At 67.7% G+C, this 24,351-nt stretch carries 27 protein-coding genes; all 27 read right to left on the reverse strand.

Annotated features, from left to right (window positions below; genetic code table 11):
* Positions 1-7: 7 nt before the first annotated feature.
* Positions 8-415 carry a 30S ribosomal protein S8 gene (gene rpsH, locus JMF97_RS16720; RefSeq protein WP_007073022.1) on the reverse strand — a complete coding sequence of 136 codons (408 nt, stop codon included), beginning with the start codon at positions 413-415 and terminating at the stop codon, positions 8-10.
* 99 nt (positions 416-514) lie between these two features.
* Positions 515-700 (reverse strand): type Z 30S ribosomal protein S14, encoded by a 186-nt coding sequence (locus JMF97_RS16725; RefSeq protein ID WP_007073023.1) that lies wholly within the window; start codon positions 698-700, stop codon positions 515-517.
* Position 701: 1 nt separating this feature from the next.
* Positions 702-1,271 carry a 50S ribosomal protein L5 gene (gene rplE / locus JMF97_RS16730; RefSeq protein WP_102658912.1) on the reverse strand — a complete coding sequence of 190 codons (570 nt, stop codon included), beginning with the start codon at positions 1,269-1,271 and terminating at the stop codon, positions 702-704.
* Positions 1,271-1,591 carry a 50S ribosomal protein L24 gene (rplX, locus tag JMF97_RS16735; RefSeq protein ID WP_013735944.1) on the reverse strand — a complete coding sequence of 107 codons (321 nt, stop codon included), beginning with the start codon at positions 1,589-1,591 and terminating at the stop codon, positions 1,271-1,273. The genes rplE and rplX overlap by 1 nt, the downstream gene beginning before the upstream one ends.
* Positions 1,588-1,956, reverse strand: coding sequence for a 50S ribosomal protein L14 (gene rplN / locus JMF97_RS16740; protein WP_007073026.1), 369 nt, complete (start codon positions 1,954-1,956; stop codon positions 1,588-1,590). Before rplN ends, rplX begins: the two co-directional genes overlap by 4 nt.
* Positions 1,957-2,051: 95 nt before the next feature.
* Complete coding sequence (gene rpsQ / locus JMF97_RS16745) at positions 2,052-2,339, reverse strand: 30S ribosomal protein S17 (RefSeq protein ID WP_013735945.1); 288 nt, start codon at positions 2,337-2,339, stop codon at positions 2,052-2,054.
* On the reverse strand, positions 2,336-2,569 hold the full coding sequence (rpmC, locus tag JMF97_RS16750; protein ID WP_013735946.1) for a 50S ribosomal protein L29: 234 nt from the start codon (positions 2,567-2,569) through the stop codon (positions 2,336-2,338). Before rpmC ends, rpsQ begins: the two co-directional genes overlap by 4 nt.
* Entirely contained in the window at positions 2,569-2,994 is a 426-nt protein-coding gene (gene rplP / locus JMF97_RS16755) for a 50S ribosomal protein L16 (protein WP_013735947.1), read from the reverse strand. The genes rpmC and rplP overlap by 1 nt, the downstream gene beginning before the upstream one ends.
* 3 nt (positions 2,995-2,997) lie before the next feature.
* Positions 2,998-3,852 carry a 30S ribosomal protein S3 gene (rpsC, locus tag JMF97_RS16760; protein WP_102658911.1) on the reverse strand — a complete coding sequence of 285 codons (855 nt, stop codon included), beginning with the start codon at positions 3,850-3,852 and terminating at the stop codon, positions 2,998-3,000.
* A complete protein-coding gene (rplV, locus tag JMF97_RS16765; protein WP_203222380.1) occupies positions 3,852-4,307 on the reverse strand; it encodes a 50S ribosomal protein L22 in 456 nt (151 codons plus the stop codon). Before rplV ends, rpsC begins: the two co-directional genes overlap by 1 nt.
* Before the next feature lie 40 nt (positions 4,308-4,347).
* Entirely contained in the window at positions 4,348-4,629 is a 282-nt protein-coding gene (gene rpsS / locus JMF97_RS16770; protein WP_013735950.1) for a 30S ribosomal protein S19, read from the reverse strand.
* A 12-nt stretch (positions 4,630-4,641) separates the two neighbouring features.
* Entirely contained in the window at positions 4,642-5,481 is an 840-nt protein-coding gene (gene rplB / locus JMF97_RS16775; protein ID WP_013735951.1) for a 50S ribosomal protein L2, read from the reverse strand.
* Positions 5,482-5,493: 12 nt separating this feature from the next.
* Positions 5,494-5,796: a 50S ribosomal protein L23 gene (rplW, locus tag JMF97_RS16780; RefSeq protein WP_102658910.1), complete on the reverse strand. Its 303-nt coding sequence runs from the start codon at positions 5,794-5,796 to the stop codon at positions 5,494-5,496.
* On the reverse strand, positions 5,793-6,443 hold the full coding sequence (gene rplD / locus JMF97_RS16785; RefSeq protein WP_203222381.1) for a 50S ribosomal protein L4: 651 nt from the start codon (positions 6,441-6,443) through the stop codon (positions 5,793-5,795). Before rplD ends, rplW begins: the two co-directional genes overlap by 4 nt.
* The gene (gene rplC / locus JMF97_RS16790) at positions 6,440-7,105 is read right to left on the reverse strand and encodes a 50S ribosomal protein L3 (protein ID WP_043721961.1); all 666 of its coding nucleotides are present in this window, start codon (positions 7,103-7,105) and stop codon (positions 6,440-6,442) included. Before rplC ends, rplD begins: the two co-directional genes overlap by 4 nt.
* 11 nt (positions 7,106-7,116) lie before the next feature.
* Positions 7,117-7,425, reverse strand: a complete 309-nt coding sequence (rpsJ, locus tag JMF97_RS16795; RefSeq protein WP_007073037.1) for a 30S ribosomal protein S10 — start codon at positions 7,423-7,425, stop codon at positions 7,117-7,119.
* Positions 7,426-7,775: 350 nt separating this feature from the next.
* Positions 7,776-8,969, reverse strand: a complete 1,194-nt coding sequence (gene tuf, locus JMF97_RS16800) for an elongation factor Tu (protein WP_013735955.1) — start codon at positions 8,967-8,969, stop codon at positions 7,776-7,778.
* A gap of 215 nt (positions 8,970-9,184) precedes the next feature.
* On the reverse strand, positions 9,185-11,281 hold the full coding sequence (fusA, locus tag JMF97_RS16805; protein WP_013735956.1) for an elongation factor G: 2,097 nt from the start codon (positions 11,279-11,281) through the stop codon (positions 9,185-9,187).
* A 76-nt stretch (positions 11,282-11,357) separates the two neighbouring features.
* Complete coding sequence (gene rpsG / locus JMF97_RS16810; RefSeq protein ID WP_013735957.1) at positions 11,358-11,828, reverse strand: 30S ribosomal protein S7; 471 nt, start codon at positions 11,826-11,828, stop codon at positions 11,358-11,360.
* A gap of 1 nt (position 11,829) precedes the next feature.
* The gene (gene rpsL, locus JMF97_RS16815) at positions 11,830-12,204 is read right to left on the reverse strand and encodes a 30S ribosomal protein S12 (RefSeq protein ID WP_013735958.1); all 375 of its coding nucleotides are present in this window, start codon (positions 12,202-12,204) and stop codon (positions 11,830-11,832) included.
* A gap of 507 nt (positions 12,205-12,711) precedes the next feature.
* Positions 12,712-13,062 (reverse strand): hypothetical protein, encoded by a 351-nt coding sequence (locus JMF97_RS16820; RefSeq protein ID WP_238359451.1) that lies wholly within the window; start codon positions 13,060-13,062, stop codon positions 12,712-12,714.
* Positions 13,063-13,609: 547 nt separating this feature from the next.
* Positions 13,610-13,984 carry a hypothetical protein gene (locus JMF97_RS16825; RefSeq protein ID WP_203222382.1) on the reverse strand — a complete coding sequence of 125 codons (375 nt, stop codon included), beginning with the start codon at positions 13,982-13,984 and terminating at the stop codon, positions 13,610-13,612.
* A 107-nt stretch (positions 13,985-14,091) separates the two neighbouring features.
* Complete coding sequence (locus JMF97_RS16830) at positions 14,092-17,979, reverse strand: DNA-directed RNA polymerase subunit beta' (RefSeq protein ID WP_203222460.1); 3,888 nt, start codon at positions 17,977-17,979, stop codon at positions 14,092-14,094.
* Between the two features lie 126 nt (positions 17,980-18,105).
* Complete coding sequence (gene rpoB, locus JMF97_RS16835) at positions 18,106-21,537, reverse strand: DNA-directed RNA polymerase subunit beta (protein WP_203222383.1); 3,432 nt, start codon at positions 21,535-21,537, stop codon at positions 18,106-18,108.
* A 570-nt stretch (positions 21,538-22,107) separates the two neighbouring features.
* The gene (gene rplL, locus JMF97_RS16840) at positions 22,108-22,497 is read right to left on the reverse strand and encodes a 50S ribosomal protein L7/L12 (RefSeq protein WP_013735963.1); all 390 of its coding nucleotides are present in this window, start codon (positions 22,495-22,497) and stop codon (positions 22,108-22,110) included.
* Between the two features lie 55 nt (positions 22,498-22,552).
* The gene (gene rplJ, locus JMF97_RS16845) at positions 22,553-23,098 is read right to left on the reverse strand and encodes a 50S ribosomal protein L10 (RefSeq protein WP_013735964.1); all 546 of its coding nucleotides are present in this window, start codon (positions 23,096-23,098) and stop codon (positions 22,553-22,555) included.
* Positions 23,099-23,599: 501 nt separating this feature from the next.
* Positions 23,600-24,316 (reverse strand): 50S ribosomal protein L1, encoded by a 717-nt coding sequence (gene rplA / locus JMF97_RS16850; protein WP_203222384.1) that lies wholly within the window; start codon positions 24,314-24,316, stop codon positions 23,600-23,602.
* Between the last annotated feature and the right edge of the window lie 35 nt (positions 24,317-24,351).

Here is a 24,351-nt window from a genome sequence, read left to right on the forward strand (position 1 = left end):
TCTCCCGTTACCAGACGAAGGCGAGGACTTCCCCGCCAACGCTCCGCTTGCGGGCCTGCCGGTCGGTGAGCAGCCCCTGGGACGTCGAAATGATCGCCACGCCCAGCCCGCCGAGCACCCGCGGGAGCCCGTCCGACTTGGCGTACACCCGCAGACCGGGCTTGGAGACGCGCTTGATGCCGGCCAGGCTCCGCTCCCGGTTCTGGCCGTACTTCAGCTCGACGACCAGTCGCTTGCCGACGGCACCCTCTTCGGGCTCCTCGACCGACCAGGTGGCGATGTAACCCTCGGTCTTGAGGACCTCGGCGATGTTCGCCTTGATCTTCGAGTAGGGCATCGTCACCCGGTCGTGATACGCCTGGTTGGCGTTACGCAGACGCGTGAGCATGTCTGCGATCGGGTCGGTCATCGTCATGAAACTCGTCAACCTTTCTCGCCGGGGTTCCCGCGGCTTCGTCAGCGCAGGCCTACGGCGAAGAGACAGTCCAGCTAACGCGCGGGGCGCGCCGGGCTATTACCAGGAAGCCTTGGACACGCCGGGCAGCTCACCGCGGTGGGCCATCTCCCGGATGCACACCCGGCAGAGCCCGAACTTGCGGTAGACCGCCTTGGGACGCCCGCACCGCTGGCAGCGGGTGTACGCGCGAACCGAGAACTTCGGCTTCGCGGCCGCCTTGAGGATCAGCGCCTTCTTGGCCATCTCAGTTCTCCTTGAACGGGAAGCCCAGGAGCTTGAGCAGCGCCCGGCCCTCGTCGTCGGTCGTGGCGGTCGTGACCACCGTGATGTCCATGCCCCGCTGGCGATCGATCTTGTCCTGGTCGATCTCGTGGAACACCGACTGCTCGGTCAGACCGAACGTGTAGTTGCCGTGCCCGTCGAGCTTGCGCCCGTCGAGGCCGCGGAAGTCACGGATACGCGGCAGCGCGATGGACAGCAGCCGGTCCAGGAACTCCCACATCCGGTCGCCGCGCAGGGTGACCTTCGCGCCGATCGGCATTCCCTCCCGCAGCTTGAACTGCGCGATGGACTTCTTCGCCCGCCGGACCAGCGGCTTCTGGCCGGTGATCGTGGCCAGGTCGCGGACCGCGCCGTCGATGAGCTTGGCGTCGCGAGCAGCCTCGCCGACACCCATGTTCACGACGATCTTCACCAGCCGCGGCACCTGCATCGGGTTGCCGTAGTCGTACTGCTCGCGCAGCTTGGCCACGATCTCGTTGCGGTACCGCTCCTTGAGTCGCGGCATGGTCTTGGTTTCGGTAGCCGTGGTCATCACAGGTCCTTACCGGTGCTACGCGCGATGCGGACCTTCTGGCCATTCTCGTCGATGCGGTAACCGACGCGGGTCGGCTTACCGTCGGAGTCCAGGACCATCACGTTCGACACGTGGATCGGGGCCTCCTGGGTGACGATGCCACCGGTCTTGGCGCCACGCTGAGTGGTGCTGATGCGGGTGTGCTTCTTGATCCGGTTCACGCCCTCGACCAGGACCTTGTCCTGCCGCGGGTAGGCCGCGATGACCTTGCCCTTGGCACCCTTGTCCTTGCCGGCGATGACGACGACCGTGTCGCCCTTCTTGACCTTCACGGTCACAACACCTCCGGCGCGAGAGAGATGATCTTCATGAACCGCTTGTCCCGCAGCTCACGACCGACCGGGCCGAAAATGCGGGTGCCCCGCGGGTCCCCACCGTCCTTGATGATGACGGCGGCGTTCTCGTCGAAGCGGATGTACGAACCGTCCGGCCGGCGCTTCTCCTTGGCCGTACGCACGACGACCGCCTTGACGACGTCGCCCTTCTTCACACCAGCACCGGGGATCGCGTCCTTGACGGTGGCGACGATGACGTCGCCGATGCTCGCGTAGCGCCGACCGGAGCCACCGAGAACTCGGATGCACAGGATCTCCCGGGCACCCGTGTTGTCGGCGACGCGCAGTCGCGACTCCTGCTGAATCACGTCTATCTCCTATGTCTGCCGGTTCTCCGGCCGCCGGAGCGGCCGGAGCCTGGCGGAACCTGCGCCCGACCGATCCGGCCGAGCTCGAGCCTTCGCTACTTGGCCTTCTCGAGGATCTCCACGAGCCGCCACCGCTTGGTGGCGGACAGCGGACGGGTCTCCATGATCAGGACCCGGTCGCCGATGCCCGCAGAGTTCTGCTCGTCGTGGACCTTGAGCTTGCTGGTCCGGCGCATGATCTTGCCGTACAGCGCGTGCTTGACACGGTCCTCGACCTCGACCACGACGGTCTTGTCCATCTTGTCGCTGACCACCAGGCCCTCGCGGACCTTACGGCGTCCCCGCACGAGCTCCGCGCCCGCGGTCGTCGTGTTCTCGCTCATGAAGCCACCTCAGTCGGCGCGGCCGAGAGCCCCAGCTCACGCTCACGCATGATCGTGTAGATCCGGGCGATCTCCCGACGGATGACCTGCAGCCGCCGGTTGTTGTCCAGCTGCCCGGTTGCGGCCTGCACGCGGAGGTTGAACAGCTCCGCCTTGGCCTCACGCAGCTTCGTGACCAGCTCCTCCTCGGAGAGCTCACGCAGCTCGGAGGGCTTGACGCCCGCTGCCATCAGGATTCACCCACTTCGCGCGTCACAATCCGGCACTTCATCGGGAGCTTGTGGATCGCGCGACGCATCGCCTCTCGCGCAATCTGCTCGTTCGGGAAGGACATCTCGAAGAGAACCCGTCCCGGCTTGACGTTGGCGACCCACCACTCCGGCGAGCCCTTACCGGAACCCATCCGGGTTTCGGCCGGCTTCTTGGTGAGGGACTGGTCCGGGAAAATGGTGATCCAGACCTTGCCGCCACGCTTGATGTGGCGGGTCATCGCGATACGCGCCGACTCGATCTGCCGGTTGGTCACGTACGCCGGCTCGAGAGCCTGGATCCCGAACTCGCCGAACACCACCCGGTTGCCGCCCTTGGACGCGCCGCTACGGTCCGGGTGGTGCGGCTTGCGGAAGCCCTTCGGGGGCTTGCGCGGCATCAGCATCTGTCAGCCCTCCTGCTGCGTTTCTGCCGCGGCGGCGACGGCGGACGTGTCCACCGGCTCGCCACTCGGCGTCTCGGCCTGCTGCGCGACGGTCGTCGCGGCAGCCCGGCCGGCCTCGGTGCCACCGGAGGTCGTACCGGACGAGCCGGAGCGACCACGACGCGGCCGCTCGGGGCGGTCACCGCGATCCCGGCGCGGGCGCGACGGCGCCTCGGCCGGAGTCTCCCGACCCGGCACCGCGTCACCCTTGTAGATCCAGACCTTCACGCCGATGCGGCCGAAGGTGGTACGGGCCTCGAAGAAGCCGTACTCGATGTTGGCCCGCAGCGTGTGCAGCGGAACCCGACCCTCGCGGTAGAACTCCGTGCGGCTCATCTCGGCGCCGCCGAGGCGACCCGAGACCTGCACCCGGATGCCCTTGCACATCGGGTTCTTCATCGCCGACTGCATCGCCTTGCGCATCGCCCGACGGAAGCTGACCCGGCTCGAGAGCTGCTCGGCCACGCCCTGGGCAACCAGCTGCGCGTCCGACTCGGGGTTCTTCACCTCGATGATGTTCAGCTGCACCTGCTTGCCGGTGAGCTTCTCCAGCTCGCCGCGGATCCGGTCGGCCTCCGCACCCTTACGGCCGATGACGATGCCCGGCCGGGCGGTGTGGATGTCGACGCGGACCCGGTCGCGGGTGCGCTCGATGTCGACCTTGGAAATGCCGGCGCGCTCCAGGCCCTTGGACATCATCCGGCGGATCTTGACATCCTCGCCGATGTAGTCCTTGTAGAGCTTGTCCGCGAACCAGCGGGACTTCCAGTCGGTCGAGATGCCGAGGCGGAACCCGTGCGGGTGAACCTTCTGACCCATTACTCGGCGCCCTCCGTGTTGCTCTGCGTCTCGGCCGGTGCGTTCTGCGCCGCCGGTGCCGCCTTCTTCGCCGACTTCTTCGGCGCGGCCGGCGCCACCGCCTCGACCGCCACCGTGATGTGGCAGGTGCGCTTACGGATCCGGTACGCCCGGCCCTGCGCCCGCGGCTGGAACCGCTTCATGGTCGGGCCCTCGTCCACGAACGCCTCGCTGACGAGCAACGCGTCGGGGTCCAGCCGCTCGTTGTTCTCCGCGTTGGCGATCGCACTCGCGAGCACCTTGTACACCTGCTCGCTCGCAGCCTGCGGCGCGAACTGCAGCACCGTGAGAGCCTCCTTCGCGGGCAGGCCGCGGACGAGGTTGACCACCCGGCGCGCCTTCATCGGCGAGATGCGCACGTATCGCGCAACCGCCCGCGCGCCCGGAAGCACCGGAGCGTCGCCCTTTCCTGGCATCGCTGTAACCCCTTGATCCTCTATCCGTATGCCCGCGGCGTCAGCGCCGGCGGCTCTTCCGGTCGTCCTTCTCGTGACCCTTGAACGTGCGGGTCAGCGCGAACTCGCCGAGCTTGTGCCCGACCATCGCCTCGGTCACGAACACCGGGACGTGCTTACGTCCGTCGTGCACCGCGATCGTGTGCCCGAGCATCTCCGGGATGATCGTCGAGCGCCGCGACCAGGTCTTGATGACGTTCTTCGAGCCCTTTTCGTTCTGCGTCTCCACCTTCTTGAGCAGGTGGTCGTCGATGAACGGGCCCTTCTTCAGGCTGCGAGGCATGTCTTATCTCCCTCAGCCGCGCTTACGCGTGGCGTAGCGACGGCGGACGATCAGCCGGTCACTCGGCTGGCCCTTACGACGGGTGCGGCCCTCGGGCTTACCCTGCGGGTTGACCGGGTGGCGACCACCGGAGGTCTTGCCCTCGCCACCACCGTGCGGGTGGTCGACCGGGTTCATGGCCACACCACGGACGGTCGGGCGCTTGCCCTTCCACCGCATCCGGCCGGCCTTACCCCAGTTGATGTTCGACTGGTCGGCGTTGCCGATCTCGCCGATGCTGGCCCGGCACCGCACGTCCACGCGCCGGATCTCACCCGACGGCATACGCAGGGTGGCGTACACGCCCTCCCGGCCGAGCAGCTGGATGCCGACGCCGGCCGAGCGGGCCAGCTTGGCCCCGCCACCCGGACGCAGCTCCACGTTGTGGATGGTGGTACCGACCGGGATGTTGCGCAGCGGCAGGTTGTTGCCCGGCTTGATGTCGGCGCCCGGACCGGACTCGACCCGGTCGCCCTGCTTCAGGTCCTTCGGCGCGATGATGTACCGCTTCTCGCCGTCGGCGTAGTGCAGCAGCGCGATGCGCGCGGTGCGGTTCGGGTCGTACTCGATGTGCGCGACCTTGGCCGGCACGCCGTCCTTGTCGACCCGCTTGAAGTCGATGATCCGGTACTGCCGCTTGTGGCCGCCGCCCTGGTGCCGGGCGGTGATCCGCCCGTGGGCGTTACGCCCACCCTTCTTCGGCAGCGGTGCCAGCAGCGACTTCTCAGGCGTCGACCGGGTGATCTCGGCGAAGTCGGCGACGCTGGAGCCACGCCGGCCCGGCGTCGTCGGCTTGTACTTACGGATAGCCATTGTCTACACCCCTCAGCTGACCGGGCCGCCGAAGGCGTCGATACGGTCGCCCTCAGCCAGCTTCACCATCGCGCGCTTGGTGTTCTTGCGCTTGCCGAACCCGGTGCGGGTCCGCTTGCGCTTGCCCTCGCGGTTGAGCGTGTTGACCGTCAGGACACGGACGTTGAAGATCTGCTCGATAGCGATCTTGATCGCGGTCTTGTTCGCGTCCGGGTGCACCAGGAAGGTGTACCAGTTCCGGTTCAGCTCGCTGTAGCTCTTCTCCGAGACGACCGGCGCGACGATGATGTCGCGCGGGTCGGCGATCGTGCTCACTTGCCACCCTCCTCGGTGGTCTCGGCGGGAACGCCCAGGAACTCGTCCAGGGCCTCCTTGGTGAAGACCACGTCGTCGGCCACCAACACGTCGTACGTGTTGAGCTGACCGGCCTCGATCAGGTGCACCCGCGGCTCGTTGCGCAGCGACACCCAGTTCAGCTCGTCGACGCTGCTCAGCACGACCAGCACCCGACGGGCCTGGGTCACCTTCGTGAGCGCGGCCAGAGCGGCCTTGGTCGACGGCTTCTCGCCCGAGACGAACGCCTCGACGACGTGCACCTGCCCGGCGCGGGCCCGGTCCGAGAGGGCGCCACGCAGCGCGGCAGCCTTCATCTTCTTCGGGGTCCGCTGGCTGTAGTCGCGCGGCACGGGGCCGTGCACGACGCCACCGCCGGCGAACTGCGGCGCGCGGATCGAGCCCTGCCGGGCCCGACCGGTGCCCTTCTGCTTGTAGGGCTTCTTGCCGCCGCCGGCGACCTCGCCCCGGGTCTTGGTCTTGTGCGTGCCCTGCCGGGCCGCGGCCAGCTGTGCCACCACGACCTGGTGCATCAGCGGCACGTTGGCCTGCACGTCGAAGATGTCGCCGGGCAGCTCGACCGAGCCGGTCTTGGTGCCTTCGGAGTTCAAGACGTCAACGGTGGTCACTTGGCCGCACCGCCCTTCTTCGCCTTCGTCTTGGCCGCGGTGCGGACCAGGACCAGCGCGCCCTTGGGGCCGGGAATGGCGCCGCGGACGAGCAGGAGGTTGTTCTCGGTGTCGACCGCCTGGACGGTCAGGTTCTGCACGGTGTAGCGCACGCCGCCCATGCGACCCGCCATCCGGGTGCCCTTGAAGACCCGGCCCGGGGTGGCGCAGGCGCCGATGGAGCCCGGCGAGCGGTGCTTGCGCTCGACACCGTGGCTGGCGCGCAGACCGTGGAAGCCGTGCCGCTTCATCGGGCCGGCGTAGCCCTTGCCCTTGGTCTTGCCGGTGACGTCGATCGAGATGCCGGCCGGGAACTCCTCGACCGTGATCTCCTGACCGAGCGAGTAGTCGGCGGCGTCGGAGGTGCGCAGCTCGACGATGTGCCGGCGCGGCGCCACGTCAGCCTTCGCGTAGTGCCCACGCAGCGGCTTCTTGGCCTTGCGCGGGTCGATCGTGCCGTACGCCAGCTGGACCGCGGAGTAACCGTCCTTGTCGGCGTCACGAACCTGGCTGATGACGCACGGGCCGGCCTGAACCACGGTCACCGGAACAACCTTGTTGTTGTCCCAGACCTGGGTCATGCCGAGCTTCGCGCCCAGGATCCCCTTAACTTGCCTGTCCATGTGTCCGGTCCCTACAGCTTGATCTCGATGTCGACGCCAGCCGGCAGGTCGAGGCGCATGAGCGAGTCGACCGTCTTCGGGGTCGGGTCGATGATGTCGATCAGCCGCTTGTGCGTACGCATCTCGAAGTGCTCGCGCGAGTCCTTGTACTTGTGCGGCGAGCGGATGACGCAGAAACGGTTGATCTCCGTGGGCAGCGGCACCGGGCCCGCGACCTGCGCCCCGGTACGCGTCACCGTCTCGACGATCTTCCGCGCCGAGGAGTCGACGACCTCGTGGTCATAGGCCTTGAGCCGGATGCGGATCTTCTGTCCCGCCATGGTGGCTTCTGTTCCTTCTCTCGATGCCGCTGTGTTGCGGGTGTCCTGTACCGGCTGGTACAGACCCTCTTCGCCCACCCCCGCGGTCGGGCGTGTCGCGTTCTGTGGCCCAGCTCTGCCCCGACCTTCCGGAGCGATCCTGACCGCGGTGGGTCGAGGCGCCGATCGCACTACCGCGACCTGAACGCCGCGCGAGGGTGGTTGACGGGTGAACCGCCAACCACCCCACGCCCGACTGTCCTGCCTACCCGGAGGTTCGACGTGAATCGAACGCGGGCAGCGAACTGTCGTTACGCAACCTGACTAGTATGCCGCACGACCGGCGGCGGGTCTAATCGGGGTTACCCAGCTCACTTGATGATCTTGGTGACGCGACCAGCGCCGACCGTACGGCCACCCTCCCGGATCGCGAACTTGAGGTTTTCCTCCATCGCGATGGGCTGGATCAGCTTCACGGTCATCGTGGTGTTGTCGCCAGGCATGACCATCTCGGTGCCCTCGGGGAGGGTGACGACACCGGTGACGTCCGTGGTCCGGAAGTAGAACTGCGGACGGTAGTTCTGGAAGAACGGAGTGTGCCGGCCACCCTCCTCCTTGGAGAGGATGTAGACGGTCGCCTCGAACTCGGTGTGCGGGGTCGTGGTGCCCGGCTTGATGACCACCATGCCGCGCTCGACGTCCTCGCGCTTGATGCCACGCAGCAGCAGACCGACGTTCTCACCCGCGCGGGCCTCGTCGAGCAGCTTGCGGAACATCTCGATGCCGGTGCAGACCGTCTTCTGCGACTTCTCGCGGATACCGACGATCTCCACCTCCTCGTTCGGCTTGAGGATGCCGCGCTCCGCGCGACCGGTGACGACGGTGCCACGACCGGTGATCGTGAAGACGTCCTCGATCGGCATCAGGAACGGCTTCTCGGTCTCGCGCTCCGGCTGCGGGATCGCGGTGTCGACAGCGTTCATCAGCTCCAGCAGGCGACCGGTCCACTCCGGGTCACCCTCGAGGGCCTTGAGCGCCGAGACACGCACGACCGGCAGGTCGTCGCCCGGGTACTCCTGCGACGAGAGCAGCTCGCGAACCTCGAGCTCGACGAGCTCCAGCAGCTCCTCGTCGTCGACCATGTCGCTCTTGTTCAGCGCCACGACGATGTACGGCACGCCGACCTGGCGGGCCAGCAGCACGTGCTCGCGGGTCTGCGGCATCGGGCCGTCGGTCGCGGCGACCACCAGGATCGCGCCGTCCATCTGGGCGGCACCGGTGATCATGTTCTTGATGTAGTCGGCGTGACCGGGGCAGTCGACGTGCGCGTAGTGCCGCGCCTCGGTCTGGTACTCGACGTGCGCGATCGAGATCGTGATGCCGCGGGCCTTCTCCTCCGGCGCCTTGTCGATCTCGTCGAACGGGGTGTACGGGTTCAGGTCCGGGTACTGGTCGTGCAGGACCTTCGTGATGGCCGCCGTCAGCGTCGTCTTACCGTGGTCGATGTGACCAATGGTGCCGATGTTGACGTGCGGCTTAGTCCGCTCGAACTTCGCCTTCGCCACTGGTGTCCTCCTGTGGACTTCTTGGTTCGTTCGCCCCGGTACGCCACGAGTGGCGCTTAGGACTCTGTCGACAGCCTTTCCGGCCTGACGGCCGGGAAGCTTTTGTGGGTTCTGCGGCGATGAAGCCTACAGGCCCGGAATTCACCCAATCCGACCGAGGTGGTCGCGGTCGGGGAAACCTCCCGCGACCACCGTCGGATCAACTCAGGCGGACGTCACTCACCCGTCGCCTTGGCGATGATCTCCTTGGCCACCGAGGCCGGAACCTCGGCGTAGGAGTCGAACTGCATGCTGTAGCTAGCCCGGCCCTGGGTCTTCGACCGCAGGTCGCCGACGTAGCCGAACATCTCCGACAGCGGCACCAGAGCCCGGACGACGCGGGCGCCGCTGCGCTCCTCCATCGCCTGGATGATGCCACGGCGGGAGTTGAGGTCGCCGATGACGTCACCCATGTTCTCCTCAGGAGTGGTGACCTCAACAGCCATCATCGGCTCGAGCAGCGCGGGATCGGCCTTGCGGGCCGCGTCCTTCATCACCATCGAGCCGGCGATCTTGAACGCCATTTCCGACGAGTCGACCTCGTGGTACTGGCCGTCGAGCAGCGTCAGCTTGACGCCCACCAGCGGGAAGCCGGCGAGGATGCCGTACTGCATGGCGTCCTGCGCACCCGCGTCCACCGAGGGGATGAACTCCCGGGGGATACGGCCACCGGTGACCGCGTTGGCGAACTCGTAGGTCGGCGCGTCGTTGCCCAGCGGCAGCGGCTCCAGGCTGACGATCACCCGGGCGTACTGGCCGGAACCACCGGTCTGCTTCTTGTGGGTGTACTCGACCTTCTCCACCTTGCGGCGGATGGTCTCGCGGTACGCCACCTGCGGCTTACCGATGTTCGCCTCGACGTTGAACTCGCGGCGCATCCGGTCGACCAGGATGTCCAGGTGCAGCTCGCCCATGCCGGAGATGACCGTCTGACCGGTCTGGTCGTCCAGCTTGACGCGGAAGGTCGGGTCCTCCTCGGCCAGCCGCTGGATGGCGGTGCTGAGCTTCTCCTGGTCGGCCTTGGTCTTCGGCTCGATGGCCACCTCGATGACCGGCTCCGGGAAGGTCATCGACTCCAGGATGACCGGGTTCGCCGGGTCGGCCAGGGTGTCACCGGTGGTGGTCTGCTTCAGACCCTGCACCGCGATGATGTCGCCGGCCTTCGCGGTGCTGCGCTCTTCCCGCTTGTTGGCGTGCATCTGGTAGATCTTGCCGATCCGCTCCTTGCGGTCCTTGGTGGAGTTGACCACCTGGGAGCCGGACTCGAGCGTGCCGGAGTAGATCCGCACGTAGGTGAGCTTGCCGAGGTGCTTGTCCGTCTGGATCTTGAAGGCCAGGCCGGAGAACGGCTCGGACACCGACGGCTTGCGCTGCATCGGGGTCTCGCCGTCGGTGGCCGTACCCTCGATCGCCGGAATGTCCAGCGGCGACGGCAGGTACGCGACGACCGCGTCCAGCATCGGCTGGATGCCCTTGTTCTTGAAGGCGGTACCGGTGAGGACCGGGTTGGCCTTGCCGGCGATGGTGGCCCGACGGATGGCGGCCTTGATCTCCTCGACGGAGATCTCCTCGCCCTCCAGGTACTTCTCCATCACCGCGTCGTCGACGTCGGCCAGGGTCTCCATCAGCTTCTCGCGCCACTCGGCGGCGGAGTCGGCCAGCTCGGCCGGGATCTCCTCGACCGCGTAGTCCTCACCCTTCTGGGTCTCGCCACGCCAGGTGAGGGCGCGCATCTCGACCAGGTCGACCACGCCGATGAAGTCGCTCTCGGCGCCGATCGGGATCTGAAGCACCAGCGGAGTGGCGTTCAGCCGGTCGATCATCATCTGCACGCAGCGGAAGAAGTCCGCGCCGGTGCGGTCGAGCTTGTTGACGAAACACATCCGGGGGACGTTGTACTTGTCCGCCTGACGCCAGACGTTCTCCGTCTGCGGCTCCACGCCGGCCACACCGTCGTAGACCGCGACCGCACCATCCAGCACCCGAAGCGACCGCTCCACCTCGACGGTGAAGTCGACGTGGCCGGGCGTGTCGATGATCTGGATCGTGTGGCCCTTCCACTCGCACTTCGTGGCGGCGGAAGTGATGGTGATACCGCGCTCCTGCTCCTGCTCCATCCAGTCCATGACGGCGCCGCCCTCATGAACCTCACCGATCTTGTACGTGATACCGGTGTAGAACAGGATTCGCTCGGTGGTAGTGGTCTTACCGGCATCGATGTGCGCCATGATGCCGATGTTGCGTACGTTGGCGAGCGCGTCTGCGGCGGCCACTTCAATCCCTACTTATCGTCGTCTCGACACAACTGGTGGCGGCCCCGGCGCCGATCGGGCGCCGGGACCTCAGGTGTTACCAGCGGTAGTGCGCGAAGGCCTTGTTGGACTCCGCCATCTTGTGGGTGTCCTCACGCCGCTTGACGGCGGCACCGAGGCCGTTGCTCGCGTCCAGCAGCTCGTTCATCAGCCGCTCGACCATGGTCTTCTCGCGCCGGGCGCGGGAGTAGGTGACCAGCCAGCGCAGCCCCAGGGTGGTCGCCCGGGCCGGACGGACCTCGACCGGAACCTGGTAGGTCGCGCCACCGACACGGCGGCTGCGGACCTCGAGGGTCGGCTTGACGTTGTCCATCGCGCGCTTGAGCGTGACGACCGGGTCGGTGCCGCTCTTCTCGCGGCAGCCCTCCAGGGCGGCGTAGACGATGCGCTCGGCGAGCTGACGCTTGCCGCGAAGCAGGATCTTGTTTACCAGCTGGGTGACCAGCGGCGAGTTGTACACCGGGTCAGCGACCAGCGGCTTACGCGGGGCAGGTCCCTTACGCGGCATGTCAGCTCTTCTCCTTCTTCGCGCCGTAACGGCTGCGCGCCTGCTTGCGGTTGCGGACACCCTGGGTGTCCAGCGAGCCGCGGACGATCTTGTAACGCACGCCGGGGAGGTCCTTCACACGGCCACCGCGGACGAGCACGATCGAGTGCTCCTGCAGGTTGTGCCCGACGCCTGGGATGTAGGCGGTCACCTCGACCTGGCTGCTGAGCTTGACACGAGCAACCTTGCGCAGCGCCGAGTTCGGCTTCTTCGGGGTGGTGGTGTACACGCGGGTGCACACGCCGCGCCGCTGGGGGGAACCCTTCAGCGCCGGGGTCTTGGTCTTGGTGGTCTTCGCCTGGCGGCCCTTTCGGACCAGCTGTTGGATCGTGGGCACCGGGTTTCTCCGCTCCCTTCGGCCGCTGTCGCGACCGCGCCGTCTGCCGTAGCCGACCTGATGACCGGCTCTCCTACATTCCGACCAGGGCCACCTCGCGGAGGTCCCGGCACCCGCGGTCGGGCGTGTCGCCCGCCCACGGTCCCGGTTCCGCACGCTTGTGAGCGCAGCCCCGGGGGTCTGTCACCGGCACACGGGACCGTGCGCCGGATCTTTGGCTCATTCGTGGCGCCTTCCGGAAACCGGAGGCCGGATCCAGCGCACGCACGATTTGCCCGGGCTGGCCCGGGCACAAGGGGAAAGAGTACCTACCACAGCCGCGCAGGTCAAAACGGGAGACCTGCCGAACTTCTCACCGCTCGGCAACCGGCTCCGTCGCTCCACCCGCCCGTGATGGGCACCTACGGATACAAGTGTACCGGCTCCACCGGAAACCACCCGCCGAGCCCCCGAGCCGGGGCCGGCAGTCTGACGCGCCGCATCAGCCGCTGTGATCAGGCATCCTGCTCAGGCCAGCGTCAGCAGGAGGGCCAGGCCCACGCCGAGCAGGCTCAACAGCAACCCGACGCCGCCGCAGCTGATCCCGGCGATTGCGAGACCACGGCCGGTGAAGCGCACCGCCGGCGCCGGTGCCGGCCGCCGGATCTGCCGTACGCCCAGCAGGCCGGCCACCAGGGCGCCGGCCCCGGTGAGGCCGCCGAGGGTGGCGAAGGACCCGGCCGCCCAGACACCGTTCAGCCCACCGCCCACCGAACCCACGCAGATGACCAGGAACGACACCAGGATGGAGATGACGCCCGCGACCAGGGAGCCGACCGCCAGGCCCGAGGTGACCGGCGGCACATCCAGGTGCACCATCGCGAACGGAGTGCCCGGTACGGGCTCCACCCGACTCGGCGGTCGGGGCCGCTCCTGCGGCGGCGGGACCGGGCCACCACCACCGTGCCCCGGGCCGGGCCCCCACCCCCCGGGTGCCCCCACACCCGGCCCACCCGACGGCCCGGACGGCACAGCCCCGAACGGCGCCCCGGACGGACCGGATCCGAACGACGGCGCGGAGGGGGCAGGCCCGAACGGCGGCCCAGAGGGTGCCGACCCGAACGGCGGTGCGGAGGGTGCGGACCCGAACGGAGGCGCGGACGGTACGGGTCCGTACGGGGCAGCTGGAGACGGCGGGTACCCGGCGGAGAAGTCTGCCCCGGTCGGTCCCGGTGGTGCCCACCTGTCCGGTTCCGGTGCACCGGCCTCCGAGTGCCCGGCGGTGGGCTGAGCGGGTTCGCCGCTCTCGGGACGCGCCGGTTCCGTCACGGGAATCCTCCTCATCGGCCGCGTCCACCGCCGCGCGGCAGACACCGTCAGGCTACCGTCGCCGGTCAGCCCACCGGCCTGCGGCGCGAGAGCGAGCTCAGTCCACGTTCGGCGCGAAGTCGTGCCCGTAGGGTGCCTCGGCGAGCCGAATCACGCCGATCACCAACGCGACGACCACGCTGACCGCGACCAACCCCAGGCCCGTCCAGGCCAGGGTCTCGCCCCGCCGCAGCCAGGCCGCGCCGGTCAGAAACCCCCCTGAGGCGTACGCCTCGCGGCGCGCCTGCCGGGCCAACTGGAGCGCCACCGTGGCCGGTACCACTCCCCCGATGAACAGTCCGGTCAGCGCACCCATCAGCCCGAGCGCGAAGACAGCCCGCGCCTTCGTGGCCCGGACCGGGTCCGGGTCGAACGGGTGCCGGGGCGGCCCGGGCGGTGAAGCGACCGGCATCGGTCCGGCGGCGGTCGTCATGCCTCCATCATGCCCCGCCCATGGCGGATCGGTAGGAGCATGACCGCCGCCACCGACGACGAGGCCCCCGGCGGGTTGCCGGGGGCCTCGTCGTCAGAGCGAACAACTCAGCGGTACGACCCGAAGTCGAAGTCGTCCAGCGGAACCGCCTGGCCGCTGGCCGGCCCGAAACCGTAGTCGGTCTCCGGGTAGCCGGTCATCGAGTAGACCTTGGCCTTCGCCTCCTCGGTCGGCTCGACCCGGACGTTGCGGTACTTGCTGATGCCGGTACCGGCCGGGATGAGCTTACCGATGATCACGTTCTCCTTGAGACCGATCAGCGAGTCGCTGCGGGCGTGGATCGCCGCGTCGGTCAGCACCCGGGTGGTCTCCTGGAAGGAGGCCGCCGAGAGCCAGGAGTCGGTGGCCAGCGAGGCCTTGGTGATACCCATCAGCACCGGACGGCCAGCCGCGGGCTCGCCGCCCTCGGAGACGAGTCGGCGGTTCTCCGACTCGAACAGCGCCCGGTCGACGAGCACACCCGGCAGGAACTCGGTCGAGCCGGAGTCGATGACCGTCACCCGCTTGAGCATCTGGCGGATGATGATCTCGATGTGCTTGTCGTGGATGAGCACACCCTGCGAGCGGTAGACCTCCTGGACCTCCTGGGTCAGGTGGACCTGGACCGCCCGCGGGCCGAGGATGCGCAGCAGCTCGTGCGGGTCGATGGTGCCCTCGGTGAGCTTCTCGCCGACCTCGACGTGGTCGCCGTCGTGCGCCCGCAGCCGGACCCGCTTCGAGATCTTGTCGTACACGATCTCGTCGCTGCCGTCGTCCGGGATGACGACGATCTTGCGCGACCGCTCGCCGTCCTCGATCCGGATCCGGCCCGGGGTGTCGGCGATCGGCGCCTTGCCCTTCGGGATCCGGGCCTCGAAGATCTCCTGGACACGGGGCAGACCCTGGGTGATGTCCTCACCCGCGACACCACCGGTGTGGAAGGTACGCATCGTCAGCTGCGTACCCGGCTCACCGATCGACTGGGCGGCGATGATGCCGACCGCCTCGCCGACGTCCACGATCTTGCCGGTCGGCAGCGAACGGCCGTAGCACGCACCGCAGACGCCCAGCTTCGACTCGCAGGTGAGCACGCTGCGCACCCGGACGGTCTCCACCCCGGCGGCGACGATCTTGTCGACCAGGATCGAGTTGATGTCCGAGCCCCGCTCGGCGACGACGGTGCCGTCCGGCCCCTTGATGTCGTCGGCCAAAGTACGGGCGTGCACGCTGGTCTCCGCGTGCTCGTGCACCACGAGCCGGCCGTCGAGCTGCTGACCGATCTGCATCGGGATGGCCCGGTCGGTGCCGCAGTCCTCCTCGCGGATGATGACGTCCTGCGAGACGTCCACCAGACGACGGGTCAGGTAACCCGAGTCGGCGGTACGCAGGGCGGTGTCCGCGAGACCCTTACGGGCACCGTGCGTGGAGATGAAGTACTCCAGCACGGACAGACCCTCCCGGTAGCTGGCCTTGATCGGCCGCGGGATGATCTCACCCTTCGGGTTGGCCACCAGACCACGGATCGCCGCGATCTGCCGGAGCTGGAGCAGGTTACCGCGAGCACCCGAGTTGATCATCTTCCACAGCGGGTTCTCCTGCGGCAGCGCGGTGTCCATCTCCTTGGCGACCTCGTTGGTCGCCTTGGTCCAGATCTCGATGAGCTCGCCGCGACGCTCCTCGGCGGTCATCAGACCACGCTGGTACTGCTTGTCGATCCGGTCGGCTTCCTTCTCGTACTTCTCCAGGATCTCCCGCTTGCGCGGCGGAGCGATGACGTCCTCCATGCCGATGGTCACGCCGGACCAGGTGGCCCAGTGGAAACCGGCCTCCTTGAGCCCGTCGAGGGTGGCCGCCAGGGCCACCTTCGGGAACCGCTCGGCGAGGTCGTTGACGATCGCGGAGAGCTGACCCTTGCGGATCTCGTAGTTCACGTACCGGTAGCCCTGCGGCAGGGTCTCGTTGAACAGCACCCGGCCGAGCGTGGTCTCCACGGTCAGCGGCTCACCCTGGGTCCAGCCCTCGGGCGCGGTCCACGGCTGCGCGCCGGCACCGTTGTCGACCTCGACCACACCCTGGAGCCGGATCTTGACCGGCGCCTGCAGGTGCAGCTCGCCGTTGTCGTACGCCATCCGCGCCTCGGCGTCCGAGCTGAACGCCCGGCCCTCGCCACGCTCACCGGTGGTGAGGTGGGTCAGGTGGTACAGGCCGATGACCATGTCCTGGGTGGGCATGGTGACCGGCTTGCCGTCGGCCGGCTTGAGGATGTTGTTCGACGACAGCATCAGGATCCGCGCCTCGGCCTGGGCCTCGGCGGACAGCGGCACGTGCACCGCCATCTGGTCACCGTCGAAGTCAGCGTTGAACGCGGTGCAGACCAGCGGGTGGATCTGGATGGCCTTGCCCTCGACCAGCTGCGGCTCGAAGGCCTGGATGCCCAGGCGGTGCAGGGTCGGCGCCCGGTTGAGCAGCACCGGGTGCTCGCCGATGACCTCTTCCAGCACGTCCCACACGACCGGCCGCTGCCGCTCGACCATCCGCTTGGCGGACTTGATGTTCTGCGCGTGGTTGAGGTCGACCAGCCGCTTCATCACGAACGGCTTGAACAGCTCCAGCGCCATCTGCTTGGGCAGGCCGCACTGGTGCAGCTTGAGCTTCGGGCCGACCACGATGACCGAACGGCCGGAGTAGTCGACGCGCTTGCCCAGCAGGTTCTGGCGGAACCGACCCTGCTTACCCTTGAGCATGTCGGACAGCGACTTCAGCGGACGGTTACCCGGGCCGGTGACCGGCCGGCCCCGACGGCCGTTGTCGAACAGCGCGTCGACGGCCTCCTGGAGCATCCGCTTCTCGTTGTTGACGATGATCTCGGGCGCGCCGAGGTCGATCAGCCGCTTGAGCCGGTTGTTCCGGTTGATCACCCGGCGGTAGAGGTCGTTCAGGTCGCTGGTCGCGAACCGGCCACCGTCGAGCTGCACCATCGGACGCAGGTCCGGCGGGATCACCGGTACGCAGTCCAGCACCATGCCGAGCGGCGAGTTCCGGGTGTTCTGGAACGCCGCCACGACCTTCAGCCGCTTGAGCGCCCGGATCTTCCGCTGGCCCTTGCCGGTACGGATGGTCTCCCGCAGGCTCTCCGCCTCGGCGTCGAGGTCCATGTTCTGCACCAGGGCCTTGATCGCCTCGGCGCCCATGCCACCGGTGAAGTACTCGCCGAACCGGTCGCGCAGCTCGCGGTAGAGCAGCTCGTCGGTGACCAGCTGCTTCGGCTCCAGCTTGCGGAAGGTGTCCAGCACCTCGTCCAGGCGGTCGATCTCGCGCTGGGCCCGGTCGCGGATCTGGCGCATCTCGCGCTCTCCGCCTTCCTTGACCTTGCGCCGGACGTCCGCCTTCGCGCCCTCGGCCTCCAGCTCGGCCAGGTCGGCCTCGAGCTTGGCGGCCCGCTTCTCGATCTCCGAGTCGCGGCTGTTCTCCGACTGCCGCTTCTCGGCCAGGATCTCGTTCTCGATGGTCGAGAGGTCACGGTGACGCGACTCGGCGTCCACGCTCGTCACGACGTACGAGGCGAAGTAAATGATCTTTTCGAGGTCCTTTGGGGCGAGGTCCAGCAGGTAGCCCAGCCGGCTCGGCACGCCCTTGAAGTACCAGATGTGGGTCACCGGGGCGGCCAGCTCGATGTGGCCCATCCGCTCCCGGCGGACCTTCGAGCGGGTCACCTCGACGCCGCAGCGCTCACAGATGATGCCCTTGAAGCGGACCCGCTTGTACTTACCGCAGTAGCACTCCCAGTCCCGCTGCGGACCGAAGATCTTCTCGCAGAAGAGACCGTCCTTCTCCGGCTTGAGGGTACGGTAGTTGATCGTCTCGGGCTTCTTGACCTCGCCGTGCGACCACTGACGGATGTCGTCCGCGGTCGCCAGCCCAATTCGCAACTCGTCGAAAAAGTTGACGTCGAGCACGTTCAATTCCCTCACACGTCGCTTGTTGCGTCAGCAGCTCACCGGGTTCGGCTTCGGGGCGGGGCGACCCTCGCAGGGATCAACCTGACCGCCTGGAGTGGGTTGCCCCGCCCCGAAGCCCCAACGTCACACTTCCTCGACCGAGCTCGGCTCACGCCGGGAAAGGTCGATGCCCAGTTCCTCCGCAGCCCGGAACACCTCGTCGTCGGTCTCGCGCATCTCCAGGGCCACGCCGTCGCTGGAGAGCACCTCAACGTTGAGGCACAGCGACTGCAGCTCCTTGAGCAGCACCTTGAACGACTCCGGAATGCCCGGCTCGGGGATGTTCTCGCCCTTGACGATGGCCTCGTAGACCTTCACTCGGCCGAGGACGTCGTCGGACTTGATCGTCAGCAGCTCCTGCAGGGCGTACGCGGCTCCGTACGCCTGCATGGCCCAGCACTCCATCTCACCGAAACGCTGGCCACCGAACTGCGCCTTACCACCCAGCGGCTGCTGCGTGATCATCGAGTACGGGCCGGTCGACCGAGCGTGGATCTTGTCGTCGACCAGGTGGTTGAGCTTCAGGATGTAGATGTAACCGACGGCGATCGGGTCGGGCAACGGCTCGCCGGAGCGGCCGTCGAACAGCTGCGCCTTTCCGGTGGCACCGATCAGCTGCTTGCCGTCCCGGTTGGGCAGGGTCGACGCGAGCAGACCGGAGATCTCCTCCTCGCGGGCACCGTCGAAGACCGGAGTGGCCACGTTGGTGTCCGGCTCCGAGGAGTCCGCGCCGATGCTCTGCAGCTGGCGCTTCCACTCGGCGTCGTCGCCCTCGACCTTCCAACCGGTCTTGGCCACCCAGCCCAGGTGGGTCTCCAGCACCTGGCCGATGTTCATTCGGCTCGGCACACCCAGCGGGTTGAGCACGATGTCGACCGGGGTGCCATCCTCCAGGAACGGCATGTCCTCGACCGGCAGGATCTTGGAGATGACGCCCTTGTTGCCGTGCCGGCCGGCGAGCTTGTCACCGTCCTGGATCTTCCGCTTCTGGGCGACGTAGACCCGGACCAGCTCGTTGACGCCCGGCGGCAACTCGTCGCCGTCCTCGCGGGAGAAGGTACGCACACCGATGACCGTGCCGGTCTCGCCGTGCGGCACCTTCAGCGAGGTGTCCCGGACCTCACGCGCCTTCTCACCGAAGATCGCGCGCAGCAGCCGCTCCTCCGGGGTCAGCTCGGTCTCACCCTTCGGGGTGACCTTGCCGACCAGGATGTCGCCGGGGACGACCTCGGCACCGATCCGGATGATCCCGCGCTCGTCGAGGTCGGCGAGCATCTCCTCGCTGACGTTCGGGATGTCGCGGGTGATCTCCTCCGGGCCGAGCTTGGTGTCCCGGGCGTCGACCTCGTGCTCCTCGATGTGGATCGAGGTGAGCACGTCCTGCTGCACGAGGCGCTGCGACAGGATGATCGCGTCCTCGTAGTTGTGGCCCTCCCAGCACATGAACGCCACGAGCAGGTTGCGCCCGAGCGCCATCTCGCCTTCGTCGGTGCACGGACCGTCGGCGATGACCTGGCCGGCCTCGACCCGGTCGCCCTCGAAGACCACCGGCTTCTGGTTGACGCAGGAGCCGGCGTTGGAGCGGCGGAACTTGTGCAGCAGGTACGTCCGGCGGTGGCCGTCGTCCTGGTGGACGGTGATGTAGTCGGCGCAGAGGTCCTCGACCACGCCACCGACCTCGGCCACGACCACGTCACCGGCGTCGACGGCGGCACGGTACTCCATGCCGGTGCCGACGAGCGGGGACTCGGCCTTGACCAGCGGCACCGCCTGGCGCTGCATGTTCGCGCCCATCAGGGCACGGTTGGCGTCGTCGTGCTCGAGGAACGGGATCATCGCGGTCGCGACCGAGGTCATCTGCCGCGGTGACACGTCCATGTAGTCCACGGCGCCCGGCGCGACGTCTTCGGTCTCGCCGCCCTTACGACGGACCAGGACGCGGTCCTCGGCGAACGTGCCGTCGGCCCGCAGCGGCGCGTTGGCCTGCGCCTTGACGAACCGGTCCTCCTCGTCCGCGGTCAGGTAGTCGATCTGGTCGGTGACCCGACCGTCGATGACCTTCCGGTACGGCGTCTCGATGAAGCCGAACGGGTTGACCCGGGCGAAGGTGGACAGGGCGCCGATCAGGCCGATGTTCGGGCCTTCCGGCGTCTCGATCGGGCACATCCGGCCGTAGTGGGACGGGTGCACGTCGCGGACCTCGAAGCCGGCCCGCTCCCGGGACAGACCACCCGGGCCGAGCGCGCTCAGCCGGCGCCGGTGGGTCAGGCCCGCCAGCGGGTTGGTCTGGTCCATGAACTGGGACAGCTGCGAGGTGCCGAAGAACTCCCGGATCGCGGCCACCACCGGGCGGATGTTGATCAGGGTCTGCGGCGTGATCGCCTCGACGTCCTGAGTCGTCATCCGCTCGCGGACCACCCGCTCCATCCGGGACAGGCCGACCCGAACCTGGTTCTGGATCAGCTCACCCACGGTACGCAGCCGCCGGTTGCCGAAGTGGTCGATGTCGTCGGCCTCGTAGCCCTCCTCACCGGCGTGCAGCCGGCAGAGGTACTCCACGGTGGCGACGATGTCGTCCTCGGTCAGCGTGCCGGTGGTGATCGGCACGTCCACTTCGAGCTTCTTGTTGAACTTGTACCGACCGACCTTGGCTACGTCGTACCGCTTCGGGTTGAAGAAGAGGTTGTCGAGCAGGGTCTGGGCGTTCTCGCGGGTCGGCGGCTCGCCAGGGCGCAGCTTCCGGTAGATGTCGAGTAGCGCCTCGTCCTGGCCGGCGATGTGGTCCTTCTCGAGCGTGGTCATCATCAGCTCGGACCAGCCGAACTTCTCACGGATCCGCTCGGCGGACCACCCGATGGCCTTCAGCAGCACCGTGACGGCCTGCCGACGCTTGCGGTCGATGCGGACACCGACCGTGTCGCGCTTGTCGATGTCGAACTCCAGCCAGGCACCCCGACTCGGGATGACCTTCACGCTGGAGAGGTCGCGGTCGGAGGTCTTGTCCGGCTGCTTGTCGAAGTAGACGCCCGGCGAACGGACGAGCTGGCTGACCACCACCCGCTCGGTGCCGTTGATGATGAAGGTGCCCTTCGGCGTCATCATCGGGAAGTCACCCATGAACACCGTCTGGCTCTTGATCTCGCCGGTGGTGTTGTTGGTGAACTCCGCGGTCACGAACAGTGGCGCGCAGTAGGTGAGGTCCTTCTCCTTGCACTCCTCGATCGAGGCCTTGACCTCGTCGAAGCGCGGTGCCGAGAAGGAAAGCGACATGGTGCCGGAAAAGTCCTCAATGGGACTGATCTCGTCGAGGATTTCCGCGAGACCCGAGCGTGCGTGCGGGTCGTCCGCCGACCGGCCCTGCCAAGCCTCGTTGCCGACGAGCCAGTCGAAGGACTCGTTCTGAATGGCGAGGAGGTTGGGGACCTCGAGGTGTTCGGTGATCCGGCCGAAGGAAACTCGGCGGGGAGCGAATGCGCTCGACGTACGACTGGTCTTCGCAGGGCGGGAAGCTGCCAAGATGCGTCCTTCCGAGGACCGGTGCTGCAGAACGGCTGGTACGCGTGCACTCCAATGGCCCCACCAGAAAATATCCATAACCGGACATTTCCGAGCAGGGGTCAAGTCGGAAGGCAGCGCAAACTAGCAGTGTAGCCGAGAGGCTAACCGCTGTCCAGCCCATCCCGCAGGACGTTGCGGATCTGGCCGCGGGACCCTGTGAACCGGGTCGTACCGGGCCGCTCGGAACGCAACGTTCCTGCCGGGCCGCTCGGGTGTCGGCGGCAGTGGCGCTGCCGTGATCTACCCACGCGGTGGCCGTCGCAAGCGCGGAAGGTCTTGCTATGCCAGCGTGCCTGTCAGCCCATGGTTGCGTCAAGGGCCGAGATTGCCATCCGCTGCTCTTTCCCTACCGACGGGACGGCCGTCTGACGTGCCCACGGCTCCCCACGCCGGTTCCACGCCTGCTCATGCCCGCTGCGCCCGCGTCCACCTGCACTGCGGGCGGCGATCCGTCAGATCGGATCGCCGCCCGCCGCGACATGGTGTGCCCCGGCTCACGTGAGCCGGGGCGGCCAGGTGGTGCTCAGGTCACTTGAGGGTGACCTTGGCGCCCTCACCCTCCAGCTTGGCCTTGGCCTTGTCCGCGGTCTCCTTGTTGACCTTCTCCAGGACAGCCTTGGGGGCCGACTCGACCAGGTCCTTGGCCTCCTTGAGGCCCAGGCCGGTCAGCTCACGCACGACCTTGATGACCTGGATCTTCTTGCCACCGTCGGCGTCGAGGACGACGTCGAACTCGTCCTTCTCCGGCTCGGCCTCGGCAGCAGCGCCACCGGCGGCCGGACCCGCCATCATCATCGCGGCCGGGGCGGCGGCGGTGACCTCGAAGGTCTCCTCGAACTGCTTCACGAACTCGGAGAGCTCGATCAGCGTCATCTCCTTGAACGCGTCGAGCAGCTCTTCGGTGCTGAGCTTCGCCATGTCTGGCGTCCTTTCCTAAAAGGTTTAACTAAGAACGTGGGTGCGCCGTACGACCTCAGGCCGCCTCGGCGCCTTCCTTCTCGCGCTTGTCCTGCAGGGCGGCCGCCAGACGGGCGGTCTTCGACAGCGGGGCCTGGAACAGGGCCGCAGCCTTGCTCAGGTTGCCCTTCATCGCGCCGGCCAGCTTGGCCAGCAGCACCTCGCGGGACTCCAGGTCGGCGAGCTTCGTGACCTCGGCCGCAGAAATGGCCTTGCCCTCGAAGACACCGCCCTTGATGACGAGCTTCGGGTTGGCCTTCGCGAAGTCGCGAAGCCCCTTCGCCGCCTCGACGACGTCGCCCGAAACGAAAGTCAGCGCGGTAGGACCGGTGAACAGCTCGTCGAGGCCGGAGATGCCCGCGTCCGCCGCAGCACGCTTGGCCAGCGTGTTCTTGGCAACCGTGTAGCTGGTCTCCTTACCGAGCGAGCGCCGCAGCTGGGTGAGCTGGGAAACCGTCAGGCCGCGGTACTCGGTCAGCACGGTGGCACCCGCGCTGCGGAAGCTTTCGGTCAGCTCAGCAACAGCCGTGGCCTTGTCGGCCCGGATCGGCTTGTCCGCCATGTCCCTCCTCTCTCGTTGCTCGAGGCTGGTCGCCAGCACAGGCGGGTGCCTGCGACTGGAGCGAGGGCATCGCAAGAACAGAAAAGCCCCGGCGCAGGGCGCACGGGGCGAGATGGGCAACGCTCACCGTAGTCGGCGGACCACGGGATGCTGCCGATTTTCGCTTGCCGCCCTGCGCGGGTCGCCCGTCTTCGCGGAACCTTCGACCGTGCCGGAGCACGGTGACCAGCGGTCTCTGGGTGGAACTTCACGCACGACGAAGTCGCGCGACGTCAACAGACTACGCGACCCCACCCGCAGTCGCCAAATCGCCCCCCGCCTGTGCGACGAGGGCCGCTGGCTGGCGTCGCCGTATCGCCGAAACGGCGGGGTCAGCCGCCACGGGACACCACCGTTTCGACGTAGCGGAGTCGATCACCGCGCTGACCACCACGCGCGGGCGCCGGCGACGACGGAAGGGCCCCGCCACGTACGCGGCGGGGCCCTTCCGGTGCGTCGTGCTCAGCTGTCGGCCGAGCCTTCCTGCAGGTTCTTCACCAGGTTCGGGTCGACCGGGACACCCGGGCCCATGGTGGTGGTCAGGGTGACCTTCTTGAGGTACTTGCCCTTCGCCGCGGACGGCTTGGCCCGCAGCACCTCGTCCAGCACGGCCGCGTAGTTGTCGACCAGCTGGGCCTCGCTGAAGGAGGCCTTGCCGATGATCAGGTGGAGGTTCGAGTGCTTGTCCACCCGGAAGGTGATCTTGCCGCCCTTGATGTCGGCCACCGCCTTGGTGACGTCCATGGTCACCGTGCCGGTCTTCGGGTTCGGCATCAGGCCGCGCGGGCCCAGGATCCGCGCGATCCGGCCGATCTTGGCCATCTGGTCCGGCGTGGCGATGGCCGCGTCGAAGTCCAGCCAACCACCCTGAATCCGAGCGACCAGCTCGTCGGTGCCCACCTCGTCGGCACCGGCGGCGACGGCCTCCTCGGCCTTCGCGCCGGCGGCGAACACGATCACGCGGGCGGTCTTACCGGTGCCGTGCGGCAGGTTGACCGTGCCGCGGACCATCTGGTCCGCCTTGCGGGGGTCGACGCCGAGGCGCATGGCGACCTCGACCGTGGCGTCGAACTTGGTGGCGGTGGTCTCCTTGGCCAGCTTCACGGCCTCGGCGGGGGTGTAGAGCTTCGACCGGTCGATGACCTCGGCGGCCTTGCGGTAGCTCTTGCTGCGCTGCATTTCTGTCTACTCCTGTGGTTTCTGGCGGGCCGCGA

This window comes from Micromonospora fiedleri, from assembly GCF_016774385.1.
Lineage (GTDB): Bacteria > Actinomycetota > Actinomycetes > Mycobacteriales > Micromonosporaceae > Micromonospora > Micromonospora gifhornensis.

What these genes read in the sequence shown, in the direction of transcription:
- rpsH (WP_007073022.1), bottom strand. Translation starts at nt 415, where the DNA reads ATGACGATGACCGACCCGATCGCAGACATGCTCACGCGTCTGCGTAAC.
- JMF97_RS16725 (WP_007073023.1), bottom strand. Translation starts at nt 700, where the DNA reads ATGGCCAAGAAGGCGCTGATCCTCAAGGCGGCCGCGAAGCCGAAGTTC.
- rplE (WP_102658912.1), bottom strand. Translation starts at nt 1,271, where the DNA reads ATGACCACGGCTACCGAAACCAAGACCATGCCGCGACTCAAGGAGCGG.
- rpsQ (WP_013735945.1), bottom strand. Translation starts at nt 2,339, where the DNA reads ATGAGCGAGAACACGACGACCGCGGGCGCGGAGCTCGTGCGGGGACGC.
- rpmC (WP_013735946.1), bottom strand. Translation starts at nt 2,569, where the DNA reads ATGGCAGCGGGCGTCAAGCCCTCCGAGCTGCGTGAGCTCTCCGAGGAG.
- rplP (WP_013735947.1), bottom strand. Translation starts at nt 2,994, where the DNA reads ATGCTGATGCCGCGCAAGCCCCCGAAGGGCTTCCGCAAGCCGCACCAC.
- rpsC (WP_102658911.1), bottom strand. Translation starts at nt 3,852, where the DNA reads ATGGGTCAGAAGGTTCACCCGCACGGGTTCCGCCTCGGCATCTCGACC.
- rplV (WP_203222380.1), bottom strand. Translation starts at nt 4,307, where the DNA reads ATGCCAGGAAAGGGCGACGCTCCGGTGCTTCCGGGCGCGCGGGCGGTT.
- rpsS (WP_013735950.1), bottom strand. Translation starts at nt 4,629, where the DNA reads ATGCCTCGCAGCCTGAAGAAGGGCCCGTTCATCGACGACCACCTGCTC.
- rplB (WP_013735951.1), bottom strand. Translation starts at nt 5,481, where the DNA reads ATGGCTATCCGTAAGTACAAGCCGACGACGCCGGGCCGGCGTGGCTCC.
- rplC (WP_043721961.1), bottom strand. Translation starts at nt 7,105, where the DNA reads ATGGACAGGCAAGTTAAGGGGATCCTGGGCGCGAAGCTCGGCATGACC.
- rpsJ (WP_007073037.1), bottom strand. Translation starts at nt 7,425, where the DNA reads ATGGCGGGACAGAAGATCCGCATCCGGCTCAAGGCCTATGACCACGAG.
- rpsG (WP_013735957.1), bottom strand. Translation starts at nt 11,828, where the DNA reads ATGCCGCGTAAGGGACCTGCCCCGCGTAAGCCGCTGGTCGCTGACCCG.
- JMF97_RS16820 (WP_238359451.1), bottom strand. Translation starts at nt 13,062, where the DNA reads ATGGTGCACCTGGATGTGCCGCCGGTCACCTCGGGCCTGGCGGTCGGC.
- JMF97_RS16825 (WP_203222382.1), bottom strand. Translation starts at nt 13,984, where the DNA reads ATGACGACCGCCGCCGGACCGATGCCGGTCGCTTCACCGCCCGGGCCG.
- rplL (WP_013735963.1), bottom strand. Translation starts at nt 22,497, where the DNA reads ATGGCGAAGCTCAGCACCGAAGAGCTGCTCGACGCGTTCAAGGAGATG.
- rplJ (WP_013735964.1), bottom strand. Translation starts at nt 23,098, where the DNA reads ATGGCGGACAAGCCGATCCGGGCCGACAAGGCCACGGCTGTTGCTGAG.
- rplA (WP_203222384.1), bottom strand. Translation starts at nt 24,316, where the DNA reads ATGCAGCGCAGCAAGAGCTACCGCAAGGCCGCCGAGGTCATCGACCGG.